The 23,710-nt window shown below is 43.5% G+C and carries 17 protein-coding genes; 8 read left to right on the plus strand and 9 right to left on the minus strand.

Annotated elements, in window-relative coordinates; genetic code table 11:
• Positions 1-142: 142 nt before the first annotated feature.
• The 6 genes from CCC32_RS05650 to CCC32_RS05675 all read left to right on the plus strand — a co-directional run bounded on the left by CCC32_RS05650 (position 143) and on the right by CCC32_RS05675 (position 9,059).
• On the plus strand, positions 143-1,543 hold the full coding sequence (locus CCC32_RS05650; protein ID WP_287072969.1) for an undecaprenyl-phosphate glucose phosphotransferase: 1,401 nt from the start codon (positions 143-145) through the stop codon (positions 1,541-1,543).
• Positions 1,544-1,599: 56 nt separating this feature from the next.
• Positions 1,600-2,850 (plus strand): 3-phosphoshikimate 1-carboxyvinyltransferase, encoded by a 1,251-nt coding sequence (locus CCC32_RS05655; protein WP_287072901.1) that lies wholly within the window; start codon positions 1,600-1,602, stop codon positions 2,848-2,850.
• A gap of 157 nt (positions 2,851-3,007) precedes the next feature.
• Positions 3,008-6,442 (plus strand): type IX secretion system periplasmic lipoprotein PorW/SprE, encoded by a 3,435-nt coding sequence (gene porW / locus CCC32_RS05660; RefSeq protein WP_287072971.1) that lies wholly within the window; start codon positions 3,008-3,010, stop codon positions 6,440-6,442.
• 58 nt (positions 6,443-6,500) lie between these two features.
• A complete protein-coding gene (gene porX / locus CCC32_RS05665; protein WP_022315676.1) occupies positions 6,501-8,069 on the plus strand; it encodes a T9SS response regulator signal transducer PorX in 1,569 nt (522 codons plus the stop codon).
• Between the two features lie 102 nt (positions 8,070-8,171).
• Positions 8,172-8,591 (plus strand): tRNA (adenosine(37)-N6)-threonylcarbamoyltransferase complex ATPase subunit type 1 TsaE, encoded by a 420-nt coding sequence (gene tsaE, locus CCC32_RS05670; RefSeq protein ID WP_022315677.1) that lies wholly within the window; start codon positions 8,172-8,174, stop codon positions 8,589-8,591.
• A gap of 24 nt (positions 8,592-8,615) precedes the next feature.
• Positions 8,616-9,059 carry a nucleoside deaminase gene (locus CCC32_RS05675; RefSeq protein ID WP_287072905.1) on the plus strand — a complete coding sequence of 148 codons (444 nt, stop codon included), beginning with the start codon at positions 8,616-8,618 and terminating at the stop codon, positions 9,057-9,059.
• 620 nt (positions 9,060-9,679) lie between these two features.
• Here the strand turns inward: CCC32_RS05675 and CCC32_RS05680 are convergent.
• The gene (locus CCC32_RS05680; RefSeq protein ID WP_287072909.1) at positions 9,680-11,536 is read right to left on the minus strand and encodes a strawberry notch-like NTP hydrolase domain-containing protein; all 1,857 of its coding nucleotides are present in this window, start codon (positions 11,534-11,536) and stop codon (positions 9,680-9,682) included.
• 173 nt (positions 11,537-11,709) lie between these two features.
• On the opposite strand from CCC32_RS05680, the gene CCC32_RS05685 reads away from it, so the two are divergent.
• Entirely contained in the window at positions 11,710-12,114 is a 405-nt protein-coding gene (locus CCC32_RS05685) for a hypothetical protein (protein ID WP_287072911.1), read from the plus strand.
• 73 nt (positions 12,115-12,187) lie between these two features.
• Positions 12,188-12,442: a WCX domain-containing protein gene (locus CCC32_RS05690; RefSeq protein ID WP_502705606.1), complete on the plus strand. Its 255-nt coding sequence runs from the start codon at positions 12,188-12,190 to the stop codon at positions 12,440-12,442.
• 41 nt (positions 12,443-12,483) lie between these two features.
• Here CCC32_RS05690 and CCC32_RS05695 read toward each other — a convergent pair whose 3' ends face one another.
• From CCC32_RS05695 to CCC32_RS05730, 8 genes are all read right to left on the minus strand, one after another.
• On the minus strand, positions 12,484-13,488 hold the full coding sequence (locus CCC32_RS05695) for a DUF6557 family protein (protein WP_287072915.1): 1,005 nt from the start codon (positions 13,486-13,488) through the stop codon (positions 12,484-12,486).
• Positions 13,489-13,572: 84 nt separating this feature from the next.
• Positions 13,573-14,367, minus strand: a complete 795-nt coding sequence (locus CCC32_RS05700; protein ID WP_287072918.1) for a DUF6994 family protein — start codon at positions 14,365-14,367, stop codon at positions 13,573-13,575.
• Complete coding sequence (locus tag CCC32_RS05705; protein ID WP_287072920.1) at positions 14,357-16,852, minus strand: DUF262 domain-containing protein; 2,496 nt, start codon at positions 16,850-16,852, stop codon at positions 14,357-14,359. Before CCC32_RS05705 ends, CCC32_RS05700 begins: the two co-directional genes overlap by 11 nt.
• Before the next feature lie 5 nt (positions 16,853-16,857).
• Complete coding sequence (locus CCC32_RS05710) at positions 16,858-18,735, minus strand: DUF262 domain-containing protein (RefSeq protein ID WP_287072937.1); 1,878 nt, start codon at positions 18,733-18,735, stop codon at positions 16,858-16,860.
• A gap of 200 nt (positions 18,736-18,935) precedes the next feature.
• Positions 18,936-19,850, minus strand: a complete 915-nt coding sequence (locus CCC32_RS05715; protein ID WP_287072939.1) for a helix-turn-helix transcriptional regulator — start codon at positions 19,848-19,850, stop codon at positions 18,936-18,938.
• A gap of 74 nt (positions 19,851-19,924) precedes the next feature.
• Entirely contained in the window at positions 19,925-20,581 is a 657-nt protein-coding gene (locus tag CCC32_RS05720; protein WP_287072941.1) for a hypothetical protein, read from the minus strand.
• 107 nt (positions 20,582-20,688) lie between these two features.
• Positions 20,689-22,065, minus strand: a complete 1,377-nt coding sequence (locus CCC32_RS05725) for a PDDEXK-like family protein (protein ID WP_287072942.1) — start codon at positions 22,063-22,065, stop codon at positions 20,689-20,691.
• 102 nt (positions 22,066-22,167) lie between these two features.
• Positions 22,168-23,367 carry a pentapeptide repeat-containing protein gene (locus CCC32_RS05730; protein ID WP_044075161.1) on the minus strand — a complete coding sequence of 400 codons (1,200 nt, stop codon included), beginning with the start codon at positions 23,365-23,367 and terminating at the stop codon, positions 22,168-22,170.
• Positions 23,368-23,710: the final 343 nt, after the last annotated feature.

A 23,710-nucleotide genomic window follows, 5' to 3' on the forward strand; every position in this document is an offset into this window, starting at 1 on the left:
AAAGAGATGCCATGAGAAAAAGAAACATCCTTTCTATCAGACTATACCGACTTAAGATAAAAAGAGCAAAGATCTCTAATAAAAAAACAAGTTTTGAACTACGCATATGGAATGGGTACAAGTAAATATGGGCGGAACATGGATGAGACAGAAGCTGAACAATATGCACAGCAACGGTCTCGTAGTAGCTGCCACCATCCTTGGCGACTTCATCATCGCCATGCTGACATACTGGCTCTTCAACACCGTGAAAGGCACGCCGTTGGACGACACGCAGCTACACACGTCGATACTCATCGGAGTGATCTACTGCGCCTGCATACTCAACGGCGGAGTAATACTATACATACGCAACGTGAAGAGATTTCAGATAGTGACGCTCGTGACAAGAAACGTGCTGCTCTTCGTGGTCCTGTCTGTGCCGCTGCTCAGACTCGGTCATTTCAACCACATGAGCTACAAAATCCTACCGCTCTTCCTCTTCTCGCTGATATTCATGGTGTCGGCATACCGCATTTTCGTGAGATGGGCGGTGATAAGCTACAGAAGACGAGGCAAATCAATCAACCGGGTGGTGTTCGTCGGCAGTAAGGAGAACAACATCTCGCTATACAAAGAGATGCTCGCAATATCATCTTTGGGATACAAAGTAGTGGGATATTTCGATGACCAGCCTAACCGGAACTTTCCCCAAGAATGCAAATTCCTGGGCAAGACGAGCGAAGTGATAGACTATCTCAAAGGCAACCATTCAATACATGAGCTGTTCTGCTGTCTGCCATCAAGCCGTGCCGACGAGATCCTGCCTATCATTCACTTCTGCGAAAAGAATTTCATACACTTCTACAACGTACCGAACGTGACGAACTACCTGCACCACAGGGTTTATTTCAACATGCTCGGCAACGTGCCATACCTGAGTCTCTACAGGGAACCTCTCTCCCATCCCGAAAACCGTGCACTGAAACGTGCCTTCGACATCGTGGTGTCGGGAGTGTTCCTGGTGACGCTGTTCCCTATCATTTTCATTATCGTGGCAATAATAACGAAACTGACAATGCCGGGACCGATTTTCTTCAAGCAGAAAAGAAACGGACTGAACGGCAAGGAGTTCTACTGCTACAAATTCCGCAGCATGAAGGTGAACGCTGATGCCGACAAACTGCAGGCTACGAAAGACGATCCGAGAAAGACGAGATGGGGCGACATAATGAGAAAGACGAATATCGACGAGATGCCGCAGTTCTGGAATGTGCTGAAGGGGGACATGAGCGTGGTGGGACCGCGCCCACATATGCTCAAGCACACTGAGGAATACTCAAAGCTCATCGACAAATACATGATACGCCATTTCGTGAAACCGGGAATAACGGGATGGAGCCAAGTGACCGGATTCAGAGGCGAAACGAAACAGCTGTCACAGATGGAGGGCAGAGTGGAAGGCGACATCTGGTATATAGAGCATTGGTCGATAGGTCTCGACTTATATATAATGTATCGCACGGTGAGAAACATCATCGAAGGCGACAATGCGGCTTATTGACACGAAACGGCAAGAAAAACGCCACATAGCGAAACCAATTAAAAAGGATATAAGACATGACATATAGAATAACGGCACCACAACAGCTCAAAACGGAAATAAATCTGCCGGCATCGAAGAGCATCAGCAACAGAGCGCTCATCATATATGCCCTCTCGGGAAGGAAGACAATGCCTGAACATCTCTCAGACTGCGACGATACAGAGGTAATGATCAACGCACTGAGAGACATGCCCGAAACCATCGACATCAAGGCGGGCGGCACGGCAATGAGATTTCTGACAGCTTATCTTGCCGTGACACCTGGAGAGCACACTATAACGGGAACGGAACGCATGAGACACCGCCCAATCAACATCCTGGCCGACGCACTGCTAAGACTCGGCGCCGACGTGGCATACGAAGAGAATGAGGGATTTCCGCCATTGCGCATCAAGGGAAGACAACTGCAGGGAGGTTCGCTGGAAGTGCATGGCAACGTAAGCTCGCAGTTCATCTCAGCACTGCTCATGATAGCACCGGGTATGGAGAAGGGACTGACACTGCATCTCACCGGAGACATCATCTCCAGACCATACATCGACCTGACACTCTGCACAATGCGCAACTTCGGAGCTGATGCTGAATGGACCGACAACGACACTATAGAAGTGAAACCTCAACCATACACCCCACAGGATTATTACATCGAGAGCGACTGGAGTGCGGCGTCATACTGGTATGAGATTCTCGCCCTCTCAAAAGACAACGAGGCGGAGATAAAACTCAACGGACTGATGGACGGTTCGCTGCAGGGCGATTCTGTGGTGAAATATCTCTTCAGCATGCTGGGCATCAAGACTTCGTTCAGCAGCAGGACACGCAACGTGCCGACAACTGTGACACTACGCAAGACCGGACTTGTGTCGGCACGCCTCGACTACAACTTCATCAACCAGCCAGACCTGGCACAGACGTTCGTGGTGACCTGCGCTCTGATGGGAGTGCCGTTCCATTTCACAGGACTCGCCACACTGCACATCAAGGAGACCGACCGAATCGTGGCGCTGAAAACGGAAATGCGCAAGCTGGGATATGTGATAAGCGACGGCGACGGAACGGAACTGATATGGGACGGAGAGCGCTGCGAACCGGAAGAAAATCCCGTAATCGAAACCTATGAGGACCATCGTATGGCATTGGCTTTCGCTCCTGCGGCATCACAGATACCAGGACTGGGAATCAACAATCCGCAAGTGGTGACGAAATCATATCCGCATTTCTGGAAAGACCTGGCAGACGCCGGTTTCCTGATCTCGGAAGAATAGCAGGACCGGAGCAAAACAATCTGCCGACAATCTTTATTACACAAGATAATACAAAACATCCGCACATACAATAAAAAGCGGTTTTTTGAGTTATTATAGAGTGAAAAATATTATAGACAAACATACATTATCAATAGTCGTGGCGTTTCTTGCCGTCATGACCGTAATCGGCTGCTCCACACAGAAGAACACGTCGGCAAGCAGATGGTGGCATTCATTCAACGCAAGATACAACACCTACTACAACGGTTCGCTAGCATATATAGACGCTTCTCTCGAAAAAGAGAACGGCAACAAGGACAACTTCACTGAGATGTTGCCCCTATACACCGTGGGCAACAAAGCAAGCCGCGAACTGGGAAAGGGAAACTTCGACCGCGCAATAGAAAAATGCCAGAAGGCGATAAAGCTGCACAGCATCAAGAAACGACCGGAATGGAACAAATCGCGCAAGAAAAACGCAAAAGACATCGAATGGCTGAACAGACGCGAATACAACCCGTTCCTCTGGAAAGCATGGCTGCTGATGGGACGCTCACAATTCATGAAGGGGTCGTTCGACGAAGCGGCTTCCACTTTCGCATACATGAGCCGTCTGTATGCCACGCAACCCGCTATCTACGGCAAGGCAAGGGCTTGGCTGGCAAGATGCTACGTGGAACAGGACTGGCTATACGACGCAGAGGATGTGATAACCAAAATAAAGCGAGATTCGCTGAACTGGAGGGCGCAGAAAGACTGGGACTACACCTACGCCGACTACTATATCCGAACAGGCAGATACCAGGAGGCAATACCTTATCTGAGAAAGGTGATCAAACACGAGGGACGCCGCAAGCAGCGCGCCCGCGAATGGTATCTGATGGGGCAGCTGCAGACCGCTGTAGGCAACAGGCAGGCGGCATACAAGGCATACAGAAGCGTGATAAGGCAGCAACCGCCATACGAACTGGAATTCAATGCCCGCATAGCCATGACGGAAGTGATGGCAACGGGAAAATGGAAGCAAATGGTGGGCAGACTGAAACGAATGGCGAGAAACGACAACAACAAGGAATATCTCGACCAGGTGTATTATGCCATCGGCAACATATACATGAACCAGAAGGACACCGTGCAGGCAATTGCCGCATATGAGAAGGGAAACGCCAAATCTACGCGCAACGGAATAGAGAAAGGCGTGCTGCTCCTGACACTCGGCGACATATACTGGGCGAAGGAGGACTTCAGCAACGCACGACGCTGCTACGGGGAAGCCATCGGACTGCTCGACAAAGACCGCAAGGACTACAAGCAACTGTCTGACCGCTCGAAGATTCTCGACGAACTCGTTCCACATACCGACGCCGTACACCTGCAGGACTCTCTGCAGGCTCTCGCCAAGATGTCGGAGAAAGACCGCAACGCCGCCATCGACCGTGTGATAGAAGCGCTGAAGAAGAAGGAAAAGGAAGAGCGTGACGCACAGGCCGAAGCCGAGGCACAACGCGTTCAGGCACAGAACGGAGGCAGCGCAAACGCTGACCAGAGAAACAACATCACAAACAACACCCAACAGAAGAAAGACGCCATCTGGTATTTCTACAACCCTATGGCAGTGAGTCAAGGCAAGGCTACCTTCCAGAAACTATGGGGAAAGCGTGAGAACGTGGACGACTGGCAGCGAGTGAACAAGACAGTCGTCGCACAGACACAGGGAGTGGAAGAGATGACCGACGAGATGAGAGACTCACTCGCAAACGTGGCACAAATGGAGGACTCACTGGCAAATGTGGCTGACAGCGCACAGAACGATCCGCACAAACGGGAATATTATCTCGCACAGATTCCGTTCACCGAAGAACAGGTGGAGGCGAGCAACCTCCTTATAATGGACGGACTATACAATGCAGGAGTGATATTCAAGGACAAGCTCGACAACCTCGTGCTCAGCGAAAAGGAGCTGCGACGTCTTGCCGACGACTACCCTACTTACGAGCACATGGACAATGCATACTATCATTTGTTCCTGCTCTACAGCAGAATGCACCAGCCACAGACGGCTGCATCATATCTCGAAAAGCTGAAAAGCGGATTCCCCGACAGCGAATGGACGACACTCCTCTCCGACCCGCATTTCGTGGAGAACTCCCGCTATGGCGTGCATCTGGAAGACTCTCTGTATGCCGCCACATACGATGCCTTCAAGGCTGACAAGTTCATGGAGGTGAAAAACAACGTGCAGATATCGGCAACACGATTCCCATTGGGTGCAAACCGCGACAAGTTCATTTTCTTCGACGGTATGGCAAAGCTGAACAGCGGTGACGCCAAAGGTTGCGTAGACGACATGAAGACCGTGGTGGACAAATACCCGAAGAGCGAAGTGAGCACACTGGCAGGAATGATTGTAAACGGAGTGAACGCCGGAAGAAAACTGCATGGCGGAAAATTCGACATCAGCGATGTGTGGGAGAGACGTGCCGAAGTGATGAGCGACAGTGACTCTATAAAGACGCGCAAATTCACGGCGGAGCGCAATGTGGACTTCTCGTTCATCATCGCCTATCAGACTGACTCCATAAACGAGAACCAGCTGCTCTTCGAATTGGCGAAATACAATTTCAGCAACTTCCTCGTCAGAAACTTCGAGATAGCAAGAGAAGAAGTGGAAGGATTGGAAAGAATGGTGATAAGCGGATTCAAGAGCTACGACGAGGCGCTGCAATACGCACGACAGCTATACTCCAACAATAACATCCTGCGACTCACACGCAAGGCAAGAGCGATAATAATCAGCGACTCCAACAAGGAGCTGCTCGGAACGCAATACAGTTATAACGACTATGACAAGTTCTACGAGAAGCACTTCGTACCGCTGCGCATCAGTACCATGCGACTGCTCTCTGAGCCGGAAACGATAGAATACGAAAAGGAACCGGAAAGCGAGAAGCAGGAGGAGAACAAATTATACAATGGCGGAGTGATCGACGACGACACGTTCCTGCAGTTGGGAATACCGACAAACGACGAGAAGCAGAACGAGGAGAACGATGGCACCATAATACCTATCGACAGTCCAACAGTCGCGCCTGCCGACAACGGTCTGACAATACCGGTGGACAACAACGTGGCAGCACCGACTGACAAGAAGGTTGAAACACCTGTTGACGACAACACATTCTCTCTGCCTGACGCTGACGACTCAACGACAAACCAGCAGGAAACATTCGACATGACTCCTGAACGACAGTCTGCCAACGACAGAAAGCAGCAAACCGCAAACGACGACCTGCCAAACATAGAGTTGGAACAGCAGGCGGAAAAGGAAGTGCCAAAGCCGACAAAGGAACCTGCCAAGACAGATAGTCCTGCAATGACTGAGAAAACGGAAAAGACAGGCACCTCAGCCAAGACGGAGAAAGCGACAACGACAGAGAAGCCTGCGCCCAAGAAGGAAGAAGAGAAAAAGCCTCAACAGCAAGACAACGGCATCCACTTCACCGACGACGCTGACGACAACAACTACAATATCCAGCAGGACGACAAAAAGCAGAAGAAGCAACAGGAATTCAACCTCGAAGACGACTACTACGAGCTGGACGGATTCTAACCCCCTACTGCATGTCATCATGGATCAAGTATATTGAATAATAAATCACGAACCGACAATGAGCAACGGACTACTATTATGGGTGGACGACGAGATAGAACTCTTGCACGCCCACATCATATTCCTGGAAAAGAAGGGATATGAGGTCATCACCGTGAGCAACGGCACCGACGCCATCGACGAATGCTCACGACACAACTTCGACCTCGTATTGCTCGACGAGATGATGCCGGGAATAAGCGGACTGGAAACGCTGCAGAAGATAAAGGAGATTCTGCCTGCCACACCTGTAGTGATGGTGACAAAGAGCGAAGAGGAAAACATCATGGACCAGGCAATAGGATCGAAGATTGCCGACTATCTGATAAAGCCAGTCAACCCAAGCCAAATCCTGCTCACCCTCAAAAAGAACATACACCAGAAGGAAATAGTGACGGAAGTGACACAGACCGGATATCAGCAAAACTTCATGAACATATCAACGAAGATTGACAACTGCCGGACTGTGGAGGAATGGATCGACGTGTACAAACTGCTCGTGCATTGGGAACTGGAACTGAGCAGCACCGAAAGCAACATGACAGAGATGCTCATGATGCAGAAGAGCGAAGCCAACAACGGATTCGCCAAGTTCATACGCAACAACTACCTTGACTGGGTGGACCCCAACAACGCACAGCTGCCATCAAGGCCACTGATGAGCAACAACATATTCAGCCGGAAGATATTTCCGCTGCTCGACAAGGGAGAGAAGGTGTTCCTGATTGTGATTGACAACTTCCGCTACGACCAATGGAGGGTGCTCGCAAACGAGGTGGGCGACATGTTCGATATCGACGAGAATCTATATATGAGCATTCTGCCGACAGCGACACAGTATGCACGAAACGCCATCTTCAGCGGGCTGATGCCAAACCAGATAGCGAGGATGTTTCCGGAACTGTGGGTCGATGAGGACGAAGAGGAGGGGAAAAACCTCAACGAAGCGCCACTCATACAGACGCAACTCGAAAGATACCGCCGGACGGGAACGAAATTCTCTTACCACAAGGTGAACGACTCGGTGGGCGCCGACAAACTGTTGCAGCAGTTCAGTCAGCTTGGCGACAATGACCTCAACGTACTTGTAATAAACTTCATCGACATGCTCAGCCATGCCCGCACGGAATCAAAGATGGTGCGCGAACTGGCAAACAACGAGTCGGCATACCGAAGCATCACGCTGAGCTGGTTCAGACACACCGTGCTCTCCGACCTCTTCCGCCGACTGTCAGAAAGCGACTACACCGTGGTGCTGACAACAGACCACGGCAGCGTGAGGGCATCAAGACCAATCAAGATAGTGGGAGACAGAAACACGAACACCAACCTGCGCTACAAACTGGGCAAGAACCTGAACTACAACGCCAAGGAGGTATTCGCCATAAAAGACCCACAGAAGGCACAGTTGCCATCGCCGAACCTGAGCACATCGTATGTATTTGCCACAAACGACACGTTCTTTGCATATCCAAACAACTACAACTATTATGTGTCGTACTACAAAGACACCTTCCAGCATGGAGGAATATCCATGGAAGAGATGCTCATACCGCTCGTCACGATGAAAAAGAAAAAGAGAAACTGAAAACAGGAAGAGCAACCTTACTATTAAAGGAATAGAAACCAAGGGAAAGACAAGGATAATCCGACAGAGGACTCCGTATTTTCCTTGACAAAACGAACGACAATGAACAAAGAAATAACAATAAACGGTCTCGACAGCATCAACGAAGCTGCCAAAGAGTTTGTAAACAACATGGGCGACGCCAAGGTGTTCGCCTTCTACGGCAAGATGGGTGCCGGCAAGACTACATTCATCAAGGCAATCTGCGATTGTCTCGGCGTGGTAGACACCGTTACGTCGCCAACCTTCGCCATCGTGAACGAATATCAGTCTGACACAGTGGACTACCCTATCTATCACTTCGACTTCTATCGCATCAAAAAGTTGGAAGAGGTCTACGATATGGGCTATGAAGATTATTTCTATGGAGGCGGAATATGCCTTATAGAATGGCCGGAGCTGATAGAAGATCTGTTGCCGGAGGATGCTGTCCATGTGGACATCAAAGAGAACGAAGACGGCACGAGAAGTGTCAAGTTCTGACAAAGGAAACAATCTTTATCCACAATGAACACTGAAAACCAAGACGAGCAATTCATGCGCAAGGCTCTCGTTGAAGCACAGGCTGCTTTCGACGAGGGAGAGATTCCCGTGGGAGCCATCGTGGTGTGTCGCGGCCGCATCATCTCCCGTGCCCACAACCTGACGGAAACCCTGACCGACGTTACCGCACATGCCGAAATGCAGGCGATAACGGCTGCCGCAAATGCCTTGGGAGGCAAATATCTCACCGACTGCACGCTCTACGTCACCGTGGAACCGTGTCCCATGTGTGCCGGAGCCATCGGATGGGCACAGATACCACGCATCGTATACGGAGCACCCGATGAAAAGCGTGGTTATCACAAATTCGCACCCGACGTACTTCATCCCAAAGCGACAGCCATCGGAGGAGTACTCGAAGAGGAATGCCGGACGCTGATGCAGGAGTTCTTCAAGAAAAGAAGATGACAAGCGATAAGAGAAAAGGAGTCGGAAAGAAAATGAGAGGAAAGGAAAGGCCATGATAAAAAAGCTGACGAAATGGATGCCCATACCTCTGATTCTTAGTAAAAGCGAGAATTTCTGAAAAACTGTCAGATCATCTGGTTTTTCGTCATAACATTCTGACAAACAGACAGTTGACTGTCTGGCGATTGTCAGCCAATTGTCTGGATGGTTTGCTGATGAAAGGGAATAAAAACTTGGGCGACATTTTTTGACCGTATACACGAGCATCGCGGATACGCTTACGAATTGTCAGATGTGAGGAATTCAGACTACAGGAATTGCATGCATTGGCAGAATCCAGAAAACAGGAATATGGGTATTTGTAATAAGCAAATTTAAACCCACCAATTTTTCGTAAAGTTGACCCACCGGCTTATATCCCCCCCTAACGTGGGGAATGAAACCCCACATTAGGGGGTTATGTTCCCCACGCTGTGGGGGAAAAAATCAAGGTTAGGAAATAGTATTACAACAGTCAATTATTGGGCAGACGTCTGACAGCAATTCTGCCCAACAGGGGCAAGCAGCGTGCCCATGATGAGAAAGCAGCGTTCCCCAGTTGGGCAAGCACCGTGCTCAATTTAGCACAAACTGACATTAGAATTAAGCGTGCACTGAATTAATTCAGCCAATGGGTTGAAGATAAGGTTAGAGTGACGCTTCTTTCTTGACCTGATAACAGCGTTGATGAAGTCGTCATCGCCCTCAGGTGAGAGATAATCCAGTTGGTGTGCCCGCCCCGTACATTCCTCAAAACGGATGTTTAGGTATTCACCATTGGGCGCAACAAACTTCTCGGCAGTTATCAGCTGCCGTATTACGTCGATAGGCGACACGGGGAGATGAAACACCTCTTCTGTTATGTCTTGCTTGATACATGTGTAGTAGTCGCTTATCTCTTTGGCTTCTGCCTTCAATGACATTTCTTCCAATTCTTCTACCATTTCAAAAACAGGTCGATTGGCACTGTCGGTAGGGGCGCTTCCACAAACCGTCTTTTCCAACAAGCGCAACAACAACGCAGATATGTCGCCACGAACGGATCCGTCTTCATTCACTTCCACGTCCTGTACGATACACTCAAGCGTGTCGCTCATACCAATCACCAAACTTCTTCCTTGCTTTACATTCTCAATGGCGGCTTGTGCCACCTTTTTCGCTTTCAAGGAAAGCAACAACACTTTGTTGATATAGAAAAGTTGTGCTCTTGTGGGATAGCATTTGAAGGGTAGAAGCACGTTGTACATAAGGGCATGATTAACCATTGTGCGAACCATTGCAGAGAGTTTTACTATTTCACGGAAGAAGAACATCACCTTGTCAAACTGCTCACCATGTACGTCGAGGTCTTCATCAAGATATGTATAGACAGGAGTAGGCAAACCCTCGCCAGAGTGCTCGCGCCTGATCATTTGTCCTTCGGCAGCCAAACAAGATGAAACGTATTCTTGCATGGGCACTCCACCACAATGCAAGGCATCCTTGAGCGTGTTTTCTGTAGCCAAGGCACTCAGGGTCGTGCGTCTCATGAAAGTGAGCAGACATTCCGGGCGCTTGGCAAAAGTGGCAGAAAGAAACACGCATTGGGTCTGTGGCGTTTCTTCAAGAATCATGTTTATGCCTTGTGTGATAACCGATGCTTTGCCAGCGTTCACTCCGCTGCTTTTGTGGGCTTCGTCGAAGATGAACAGTACACGATGCTGCTCGCACAACGCCATGAGGAAGTTGAGACGTGTCATGTCTCGTTTGGCATCTTTCAGTTGGGAGTAGGTAATCATGAGATAGTCGAAGGCATCCTGCGGCAGTTCACCTTTTATGAATATTTCTTGAAGGACAGATTTCTTGGGAGCTTTGTATACCACCTCATACTGTTTCTGGTAGAGCGCCATGCGCTCTGCCTCATACTTTTCGTTATCTTCTTCGTCTGCGGGAGACCATATCTCGTCGGACGTACATGTCGCTTTCTGCTCAACCACATGGTCAAAGTCGACAACCGACACACCAGCATTCACCACCAGTGGTCGTGCCTCCTTAATGCCAAGTGCTTTACAGTCGCGGTACATATCACTGAACAGGGTATATCGGTCGGTGAAGAATATCGGCAGATAGCCAGACAACAGTCCATAGCGAATCATGGCAGCTGCTTGTCGGCCTTTGCCTATACCCGTTTGGTCGCCTATGACTACCGACTGTCCACGTTTCTCTATATTATAAATGGCCAATGCAACACCATCGATTTGCTCGGCGGCCAATGCTTCCCTCAGTTCCTCATGGCTCATGTGCAGTCTGTTTGCTACATATCCGCCGACACCGCCCCCAAGCGCTTCGTTTAGTTTACTTAATGCCCTTGTCGTGTATTCTGTAAGCTGTTTCGGAATGACGGATTCCAATGTCTTCGCATCCTTTACAGTGCTTTCATATTTTGTAGACTTTTTCATAACTGTATTCTTAATGTCTGCTGCAAAAGTATTATGAAGGTGTGCCAATTAACAGCACAGGTTGAAAAAACTTCTGTTTTTGTGAGTTTTTTATAAGAAACAATTAACCTGTATTGATAATTGAGTCAGCACGTCAATATCTTTGCCGGCAAACAACGATAAAGACATGAGATATGACATTGTACGAATTGTTACACAAGGTATCGTTTGACGAGATTTCGCCATTCTTGTCGAAAAGTTATGCAGAGAGAAGGTCTTTGGCATGGTTCAAGATGCACTATGACTATTTGCGCCATCTTGTTCCGTCACCCGAAAGCGAGACTGGCTATGACATATATGTAGAGATGGTTCCTCAGACTGGTTCTGACACAGATGAATCAAGAATTACAGTTTCTGCATGTTTGGATGGCAACCCTTGGGAAGATTCTCTTGGTAGAGAAATTATCATTGAAGACTTTGATAAGTCACGTATAGCAAAAACAGAAGCCATTATAGGCCCCAAAGTGGTAGTGCCAAATAGAGCAGACATCTCCTTAGCAGAGATTGCCGCATGCTGTATATGGGAAACATCATTTTAAGTTCCCTTGCGACTTCAATGCCAAGAACTATTTCTCCAGCTTCTTCGGTGTAGTAATAGACGAGGATATACCCTTGCAACGAATTGTTGTTCGTGCCTTTGGTGCACACCAACACTACATGCGTTCTCTTCCATTGCATCTCTCACAAAAAGAGCTTTGTTCTTGCACCGAATATGCCGACTTCGAACTTACGCTTCGTCCCACTTACGACTTCATAATGGAGTTGCAAAGCTATGGGACGATGATAGAAGTGATGGAACCACAGTCGCTGAGGCAGACTATGAAATGTTGTATAAGCGATTTGGGGGAATTGTATGAAAACGATTAAATATCAAACTAAATAATATTTATCTATCTCTATTGAAGATCTTATCTATGGATGGATATGTCTGTAGCTACTACCGTAATTTCAATCTGACGACCTAAAACCGGATTATTATCAAGAATTAAATCCACAATTCCTTTTCTTTCCGTAGCGGTAATAACTTTGCCAACAATAACCTTCAAGAGTTCATTTTCTTTAGGATTTAGCACAGATGGAATATCCCAACTATGCCCAGTTACCAAGTAGATGATAGCGTTTTTCCCATGAGGCAGCATGTCGTACTTGCAAATAAGATCTGACATATAGCTGGCGGCATCAGACTTTTCGTCAGCGTATGATTGAATGACGGTGGTAGCAAATTTACTTGAAAAGAACAGTTTGCAAAGTTGACCAATTGTGAGACTGTTAGCACCAACAGATAATGCTGGCAATACTTGCACGATAAAACTGCTAATAGCCTCCATTCGGTCATAATAAGTCTCCATGAAATCCTGACGAAAAAGACGTTTGCGCTTTGTTTTGTTAATATGTTTATCGCCATACCCAACATTCTTCTTGACTTTCCCTATCATTTCTTGCTTCTTAGAAGGAAGAAGTTCTCTTTTTGGCGGAACATACCCACCATTATTAAGTATGATCGTCTTTAATTCCTTAACTTTCGACTTGAAATCAATGTTGGCAAACTCTTTCTTTTGTCCTTTGGTAAAGCCATAGAAGGACGTATGCCACAAACAACAAGCGACGATTTCTGCATCAGTGACATGTACGTCAGCATCAAGGACAATCTCTTTAGTGAGAGAATGCTCCCAAAAATCTCCTTCCATAGGAAAAGCGTCAAGATGGGACCCTGTGCCATCATCCCAATCTTTCATAGTAATACGACACACATCACCATTGGAATCATCATGACGCTTTGGATTCATCAATCTGAGCATATCGTAATGCAACTTGAACCAGCCGAGACTGTCTTTTGCTTTGGGATACATGTTCACTATGTGTGGTTCAACCTCTTTAAAAGTAACAAGGTGGAGAAGGTCTTTGTATGTCATTGCGGATTGTTTTTATATTTGCTGCAAAATTATAGATAGACTATGCAAAATATTGGCACAGGTCATAAGAAATTACAGTAATCATTAACCTATCCGTTCTTTAAGTATGTCCAACATATGCTTTCCTCTATTGTGAATGATGCGAGTTGACTCATCAATATATCTATTGGCTTCAGTAAAGAATCTTTGCTTGTTGACATATCCGCTTCGCCACCATGTATATCCTTTCGACCTAATAATTGGCAGATGGTTTGCATCCACATAGTCATTAAGGATATTTCCATCTATGAAGCGTCGCCATCCATCTTCACCATAAAAGAAAGCGAAGTCTTCCTCGTTGAGTCGAACAAAATCTTGCAAATCCTCCTCATGGTCGGACTTGTCTGTCAGCACCTTATATAAGGCCGCAAGGAACCGGTCTTCATAATCATGCCACTCGGCATGGCATCCACGATACTGGTTGATGCTCCATCCATCAATTCGTTTGTCAGGTAGAACCATCATGTTGCCAATGGTATGGAATGTATGCTGAAAGGTCTTTATCTTTTCAGTCAGTTCAACAGGAGGGTTCCATTTTTGGGTAAACTCGTCTTTCCAAGGATATGAAAAGAAAGTTGCACTGGAGTTTATAGTGTCGCCACGTAATTTTCCATCACCTGAGTTTTCCCAAGAAAGATTAGTCCATACGTCACCAAAGACAACGCAATAGATGGCACGCATCAGATTTGTATCATCAGGGTCAAACTTGCGACCAGGACAACCATATTGTTTGTCTGAACGCAACCTCCCCAAATCGTAATCTATGATACTGTCAATATTGCCTTCCAATCGTTCTTCTACAAAAGTCTTGACTGTTATTATGCCTATTTCATCCTTCATTTTCATTGTTTTCTAAGGAATGGTTTATACCCTGCATTGTATGTTTCAGAATCTCTTTGATCGCGTTTCTGGAATAGATCGACTTACTACAAAGTCGTCCATCTGATTTGCGTTCGAGAATATTCATAAGTTCAGGAAGAAGCTTACCGAACAATCCCATATTAGCCTGGTAGTCTTCTTCTACAAAAGCCAACCATTCTTCATCTGATAAAGCATCAGGATGCTGGGACCTGATGAATAGGTCAAAGGCATAGTTATCTTCGCATTTGCGATATTCTTGTTGGTCAAAGAAATAGACATCAATGGCGACTTTATATTTCTTCTGTTCAAAAGTGCAATCACGTTCAAAGTACATACACGATCTGCCCTTGGGCCATATACCCACCATCCAATTAGTACAATCACACTTGAAGTTATCGTTATGACTATAGTCAAGAAACAGAGCATACGTTCTCAACTCCATACGGTCACTATTGTTTCCGTTGCTCGTCTTGAGTTCTATGTCATAATTATTATTATCTGTCCACATGCATCGCTTAGTTCTCATATAATCCCAAACACCTGGATGGTGAATGAAATGATAACGGTATGAATTTTCATCAGGCGATAAGAGAAGTCGTTCATATTTGCATGAAATAGCTTCCACATGGTCAGAAATGGTTTGTTTTAAATCTTGACCTGACTTTTGGGCAGGAACCAATACTTCCTTCAAAAGACCATAAAGTGCATTACGGCTTTCTTCTGTAGTATTTACGTAGTCCCTCCACTCATCAAGTCCTTGACAAAAACACCAATAGCCATTCATTTTCATACCGAATTTATACGGTCTGAATGTCATCAGTGCTCTACGCAGCAAGTGATTTTTGTCATCAAACTGCACAGTGCAACCACCTTCCTTACCATCAAATATCGCAAGCAAAACTCTTGTATATGCCTCTACATTGTCTTTGTCCAAATAGCTTTGAATATCAGACGGATTGAGAGTAAGCATATTGAAAAGTGCTCCTATACGACCACTGAAGAAGCGGCCGTTTTCCAACATTGTCATTGAATTGTAATAATTCAATTGACTTGCTTTCAATATTTCTTCACTGATCTGTCGGGAATTAAATCCTTTCAGTATATCCATAGACTCTGATTTCCCCAGAAGTAAATAGATATTCTCTTTGCTGCAATGAGTACCAAAGTCATCCATTGCTAACATCAAAGATGGTAGGTCTTCTCTGTTAACAGAAGTATTCAGTATGAGATTTCTCATAACGCGCATCCAGTCATAGAGAGTTGTTTCTCCCTGTTTATAAGACAATAGCGCATAGAAAAGAGGTAAGGTTCTGCCAATAGACCCTTCACACATACTTATATTATAAGTCTTGGTAGTGTTGCTAGCCTTCTCTTCTCCAATATATAAGTCTGAAGAATTGAATGTCTTTGAGAATTCTACTATTTTACGAATGCTATTGATTGCAAAATCAAAGAAGGCATCCGGCATGAGGCACAGCCTGTCTATCCATAACAAAGGAATATTGCCAGCTTTCTGTAGCCTGTCTATAATCTTATCTGTAATGGCTTGGTCTCCAGCATTTGCTTCTATCTCAAAGAAATCTTGCATTTCCTCAAACAGATAAGGATTATCTTCTTTCATTTTGGTGACAGTTTGGAGCAATTCACCAGTTTTTATATGATACAAAATAAGCAAATTATAGAAGAAGAACAATTGCTCGTCATCAATTTCCTCTGGATGTTCTTGCTCCAAGTTGCGATTCTGCCAGAACATATCTGTCCAAGTGTTGTCCATTTCTGTTCTCCATTCCTGGGCATACGGACGATTGGAAACCTTACTATCCATCCATGATTTCAGATTTTCAAAGGCAGACAGTTTACGGCCACGTCCATTCATCTTTATATAAACGTCATCATCAAGTCCATAACTCTCATCCATTTGCAGGAAAGCGAAAGTAATGCTTGGAGATTCTGTCTCGACGAGTCGCATCCATATAACATCAATATTGTGCTCATTTACCTTTCGGTGAATAAGTTTCAATGTGCTGAGCATATTGCAGACTGTAGCATTCTTGCTCCAAGACCGGATAAACCAGTTTTGATCCTTGATTGCTTCATCCAGCGTCTTGTAGGCAGAAGATTTGGGCAATAGCTCCTCCAGATGTTCTGCAATACGTTCGCAGAAATCATTAGCATACTCCCTTGATGCGAATTTCATATGTACCCTATATTGTCCTGTCCGCTTTTTGTAAGCATGAAGATAGAGATAGAGCAACCAAAGTGTTGTCAATCTCTGCTGCCCATCAACAGGGACAAAACATCCATCTTTTTCGTAACCATAGATATAGTTCAGGTCACAATCCTTCTCTAACAATGCATCAAGGAATGGACTGATAACTGCAGATTTTTCACTGCCCTGAACATAGTCACGCTGCAGAAGAGGTATGAGAATGGTCTTATTGTTGAAAGATTCTATAAAATTCATTGTATTCAATCATTTTTGTAGTAAAAACTCAATTTCTGTTCCATGTCAGCGACATATGCATCGGCATCGCTTTGTGTCCAGGCATTCAAGGTCAAATCCGCTCCCTTGTTGTATGCCTTGGTAAATACAGCCAATGTGCATGGTGGAATATAAAGTTTGGAAATGTTCTTTTCGTAATTATCCTCTATATCCATAAGTCCATTTGCAACAATAACATATCTGCGTTTTCTGGGAAACAAAGCGTTGTGATAACTTCTATTTGTGTGACTATCCAATAAGGTAATATTTCCTACCTGCATTTTGTCTTTACCATCTTTACCATCCTCTTTTATCACATCTGCAATGTCATCATCAACTATGCACATAATCTTCTTATACAAGACATTGAAGTCATCTTTCTTCTTGGTCTTGTTATAACGTAACTCAAGATCACCCACCTGATCGGTAGGGTATTTTTCGCCCAAATCAGCCTTGATACTTTCCAGCCAAGACTCTCTGTCTTCTGAATTTTTGAAATCAGCATCGGTATTGGATGCTATATGTTCAATATCCCAATTCTGCTTGTGGAGGAGTTCAAAGGGAAAACGTTCGAAACCGTTTTGCAATTGTAGCTTATCGTTGCCATTCAAAGAAGCATATTTCTGGAGTATTGTCTCCACGTTATGCATCACAAACAATAATCGTAAATCTTTCTTTTTAGATTTATCGTAAGTATAGTCCGTGATCTTGTCATGTCTCTTCCTTAGAATAGACTTTATTTCCTGTTTCAACTTTTCTACAAACTCAGAATGAGTAGATTTTCTACTCAGGGCAAGAAATTCCTTTGTACTGTTCAGCGTATTATCGTTGGAATTGTAGGTAAGAAAACCTATGTAGTGATAACAATATATATCATCATACATATCCTTTAGGCGAAGGAAGGTATGCCTTACTTGCTTCCATTTATCAGACAAGGATCCCTTTTCTTGTTTAGAGAAGTAGTTACGGAACGACCATCTTGCATCTATCTCATAGTCGCTCTGCTTACAATTAGCCACGAGGTTGAACAGAAAGTCCATCCGAGTTTGACCATTACGCAACTCAGAAGCATTAAACATGTACCAAAAGTTGTCATTCTGCATGTATCGTTCAATTTGTTCAAATATTGCTGCAGCTTCATTCTGTTCCTTGCTGGGTAATCCAGAAACACTATTGAGAAGTAAAGCCTTTATAAGCTCTGTATTGGTAAGATGTATCTTGCCGCTATTGAGGTTAGAGAAAATCTCATGTTGCTTTTCTTTGTCACCAACTACCTCGTACCATATCACATGAAGAGACTTCCCCCCGTTTCCTTCAAGTAATGTCTTGAACATATTGATATGTTTAGCAAGTTCAGCTTTGACAGCAGTTACTTCAATACTATTAGCCGATTGCTTAGCCCAATCCATAAAGACCTTACCTATGTGCTTGTAGGCATTATGAATATAGAAGAAATCTATTTTTGCAGAAGCTTGTTCTTCGCTAATAGACTCAACAGTTGCTAAAAACGTTGTCCTTGACATAGTGATATCATCATCTATGTCCCTTTCATAATCAAACTCATATGGAGACTCTCCATATAAGTACTTATACAAAAGATACAACGTAGTAAGTCTCTGTTGTCCATCTAATACTGTATATCTGTTTTCTCCCACAGAAACAATAGCCAACGGTTGGAGACAATAGATGCATTTTTGGGGATTAGCATCCTCAATAAACTCTCTTAGGTCACACAAGAGTTCTTCAACATTTGATGAAGTCCACTTGTATCCTCGTTGCTGATAGGGAATAACATAGGTCTTACCTTTAAGTTCAGAGAACGGAACTAACGGCAGTTCCTTTTGATTATATTTTATAGTGCACATATTTATATAAAGTTTATAATATCTCCAGTGCTCTAGCGGCTCAGGCTTCTGTGTCGGCCAGGGCGTGATGATGGTTTGGTAAATAATAACCGCAGCAGGTTGCGATTACATCAAGTGTACGACTGGCTTATGGTCAGACTCGACGCTACACAAGTATAGTAGAACAGATAGTCGGGACAGTCCATCTGCAAAGTCATGCATTACTTATCCTCATTATACTTGTTCCACATCCTCTTAATTTTTCCTGCAATCTCCTTACGTAGCCAAAGCGGTTCGAGTACTTCAAGGTCTTCACCATTCCACAGCAGTTCCTGTTGGAAGTCGAATGTAGGGCGCACATGCAGTTCAAAGATACTGCATTCATTTGTTTGCTCAGTCTCTTGTTGCGACTCATGCAGAGGAAGGTCGCGCAAGTAGTTAGCCTGACTGGCACTGACCTTGATTTTTACCTTCTCAATGTCGGTGCCATCGCCAGGAATTACACCTATACAACCATTGAAGTATTCCTGTGGATTGAACTCTTCTGGATATTCAAACGTGTGGCTCGAAAGACGGAAGTTTTGAATGCGGTCGAGACAAAAGACGAGATCATAACCTGCAGGCCAATTACGCCCCAACAAATACCAGCGTTGACGGAATAGCTTTACGCATAACGGCATCACATAATGGTCGTGTGTGTCACCTTTCCAGTAGTTGAAATAGTTGATATGAATGAAGCGGTTCTTCTTCATCGCATCGATGATTTGCTCCAAATATTCCCTGCCACTGGGCACGTCTTCAAGGATAATCCTGTTCTTGATTGATTTGCTTTCAAGGAGAAAATTACTTACCGATAGCGTACTGAGCAGCCAATTTCCAATACTTCCACTCTTCATGTCATCCTCATTGGCGATGTAATACCTATATGGAGCGGTCTTTTCGCAGTCTATCGACAATCCGAAGGTGTCGAAGATATTCCACTTCCACTTGTGGAAAGTACGCTTCAACATCTCCTCACCTCTGCTCAAGTCAACATTGTCCATCCAACGGCGGTTCAGTTCCTCAAAGGAAATCTTATGTGCCCGATAAATGGTCTCCACAATCCACACGAGCTTATTGGTTTGGTTCAGTGCCATATTCGTATATTACATTTATATAGATAACGTTTCGACTGCAAAGATATTGCTCCGGTGTGTTTTTTTTCATACTGCTACAAAGGTATTGACGTGAATAAAGTTAATGTTTTCGGTATAGCTTCCGTGATCGTAAAATGAAATATGCTCTTATCCGGGAAGGTTTCCATATAGTCACTTACAGGAAGCATCATCTTCTCCATCTCATTATTGTCATAGTCGGCTATGGTAATTGCCAAAAGATATCTGCCATTTTCTTTTATACATATAGACTTTAGATGTGCAAGAGCATCTGTTATGTCTTTTTTATACACATACGAGTGGGTAGATATTACGTTCCTTCCTCTTATAAGTATTAAGAAGTCAGACAAATCAAAGCATACCATACTATGCTTCTCTATACATATATTATACAGTTGCAGAAACTTCTTCAATTCGAGGTATGGATTGCTATCTGCCTGAAAAGACAATATAGAGACAATGTCAGATTCTTCTTTGATACAGAGTCCAGAATTCGTTTTTATTACGACATTTCTTCTTGCACGTGCATGTGTTTCTAAGATTTCATTAACGTTATCGGCTCCTTTATCGGTAGACACCAGCACAACATTAACATATACATTGGGGCTGTTCTTTATTGAATATATTCCTTCAGAGCAAAGCTCATCGATTACTTGCTGACTAACATAATCTGCTGCTATCAGTCGCAAAGATTCAAGTGCGATTTTTTCCATATTATTAATGCTTATACCTTTTAATCAAAATATGGTGCAAAAATAAAAAGGAGCTATGCCAACTGTGGGCACAACTCCATTTTATAATGAAATAATATTAGGTCACTCTATAGCTTTTCTATGACACCATTCTTTTTTAGTATTTCAAAGCGGCTTCTCATGAATTTAAGCAGTTTACCATTGCGCATATCTTCCAAAGTCTGAATGTCATCCCAATCATACCATTTTTTTTTATTCCCTTCTCTATTTTCATCATACAAAAAAGAATATCCAAAAGGAAATTCTTTCTTTAAATTTCCTTTACTTTCAGGAACATGATGATAATCTTTCTCATAACGGAACAAAGGTTGCTCATCAGAATCGGTTGATTTTATTTTAAAGACATTCTTCAACTCTTCTATATTTGAATAATCCCCATTAATAATAGACAACCCATATAACATTCCTCCATAGTCTTGATCTGTTCTTGAGTAATTTCCAACTACAAATCCTACTTGTGATTGATGCTTATTTTCCCCTAAAAAAATCATCCATCCATAATCTTCATCCCAGGTAACGAGGCTGTCATTATAATGCTCACGAGGTTCAAGACCATATTCACCAGCCAAAGACACCAACTGGTCGCAGAAATCTCTTCTAATTTTCTGTTTAATATTTTGCACATTACATAAAATACTAAGAGTCGCATCTATATTTTTGGGTGCAAGCAACAGCTCTAATAATTCTTTTTGATATTTATCTTCCATAATCTGTCTTGTATTCATTATATAGGTTATGTATTGTTTTATTACTTCATGAATGCGAGGGCAGTGTTTAGATATTTCCAAACACTTATTGAGCCAAGATATAATATTGGGCTTTTTATCAGATGGATCATAACTTAGCGTATGGTATGCTATTTTGTTAGGACCGGTAGAATACTCAGAGGCACTTTGACCGGAAGGTGTGAGATAAATCAAGATAAAATTATCCTCATAATGCTCCTTTCCGTAATTGTAATATCGTTCAAGTTGCCTTCGCTGTTCCTGGGCAGGATTGCCATATCTGTCAAATTTGTTTTCTATGATGATAGCATGTCCTTTATCATCATTAATAAAGATATCAATCTCTCCTCCTGTTGACTTTCCATCTTCTGATATTTTTATTTCACCAATATATTTGTCTTTATATTCAATATTGCTTGAGGTAACATCATATTGAAAATTAGGATTCAATTTTCGCACAACCATATCTATAAAAGCCTTTAAAAAGCGATCTCCTACACCATGATTGGCATTCTTATCAAGAAGCATCCGTAGGATAGGTGTATGCAGATGCTCCTCTGGACGCGTAAAGTGTAAATTTTCAAAAACATTGAAATATTCACCTCTGGCCTCATGCTCTTTCTTCTCAGCCTTATCTTTCTGTAATATAATCTGAGCGTTTTGCAGTAATTGTTCTATTGTTTTTAGATTCATATTTATGGGGTTTTCAGATAAAATCATTTGTTATCATCAATCTTCATTAATATAATTATGTCAGAATATTTCAAGTGTTCGTGATGTCGTTCCAAAGAACGCTTTAGGCTTTTAGTGGACTGTAGTTATTTAAACAGATAATTTAGATAGCCATCTTTGAACTTCTTTGTTAAAGGATAGTTTTCTATTGTCATCTGTTGTTGATATGCTAGCAATAAAACATTCACTCAGTTTATCATCAAAAACTCCCATATCCACCAATGGATTCTTTATGATCAGTACTGGCATACCTTCCATTAATGCCATTCCTACTTCTATATCATTCCAAGGTGTTGACATCCACTTGTTTTGCCAAATTTGTTCGTCCTTCGTATTTGGGCGGAATGTAGCCTCTTTAATACTTATTTGTTTAAAGCCAAAGGCAACCATACCAACTGAATTCTTTATTTTTTCACGTATTCTATTCAGTTGGCCATAGCAAGGGTAGTCGTCTTTTATATAATAATGGACATTATAGCCTTGGGCCTCCAAAAATGACTTGAAGTCTTTTGTAAGAAGTTCTTCTCCTTTTTCCATTATGCTTGGCATTGAGAAGAATATGCTCTTGCTTGATTCTAATTTATGTCCGGCTGTCACTCGGTCATCATCCAGGTACTTACCGTCAACAAGCTTTTCTTTTATTTCATCGGGTACGTGCAATGCGCCGGTAAAGTCGGCATTCTTCAAAAATACATTTTTAAACTTTACCCTTGTCAAATCCGCTTCTCTAAAACAACTGTTTGACAAATCAGAATTCTTGATTTGCGTACAAAATAAAATGGATCTGTAGAATATAGCTTTTCCTGATAGATTTTCCAAAAGTGCATAGGACAAGTCTGCTAAATAAAAATCCGTCGAATCAACTTTAATATTCTTATCATCCTTTCTACCCAAATATACATCCTGCAGATTTGTCTTTTGTAAATCCATATTGGATAAGTCCACAGCATAAGCCAAACCATCTGCCATAGTCTTTTGGAATATTCCTGTCGGGAGAACTTTCAACATTGAAGAAATCACATTAGCACTTTCTTGAAATAGGAACAGATTGGATTTCTGTACCTTTCCATTAAAGAATCTTCTTATCATAATAGCAGAGGCTAATCTTACTGTGTTATCAGATGAAGATAGGTTTCCGACTATTTTATCAAAAGCCGAAACTTCTTCTGTGCGTCTCGCCCTCTTGCTTTTAACGCCTAAGTAACTGAAAAAGAAGAAAGACAAAATAGCACAGATGCTTGTGAACAAAGCAACCAATGCTGGTATATAGGTAATTTTAAAAGCTTCCATGTTTATAGTAATGTTTTTGAGAATAGTACTTTATATATTTGACTAGTTAATGTCGGTAATGTTTGTAAGGTTATATCGCCTTTACGATATATACGTCACTTCCAAATTCTTCGTGCCATTTAAAAGTATTAAATTTATTGTTTAGGAATTATTTTAGGCAAAGTTACAAAAAAAAATATAAAACTCATAACCTACGAACAGAATAAATTACACAGCCTTTCTTCTCGTATTGAGTGGAATTCCGCCAATGGTTTAAAAAAAATCGGCCAAAATAAAAACCACCGGAAGCAACGTTATGAATGCTACCGACGGTTGTTGCTTTTACCTTAAAAGCCCACCTATA

Source organism: Prevotella sp. LMAG:51 (genome assembly GCF_008680225.1).
Lineage (GTDB): Bacteria > Bacteroidota > Bacteroidia > Bacteroidales > Bacteroidaceae > Prevotella > Prevotella pectinovora.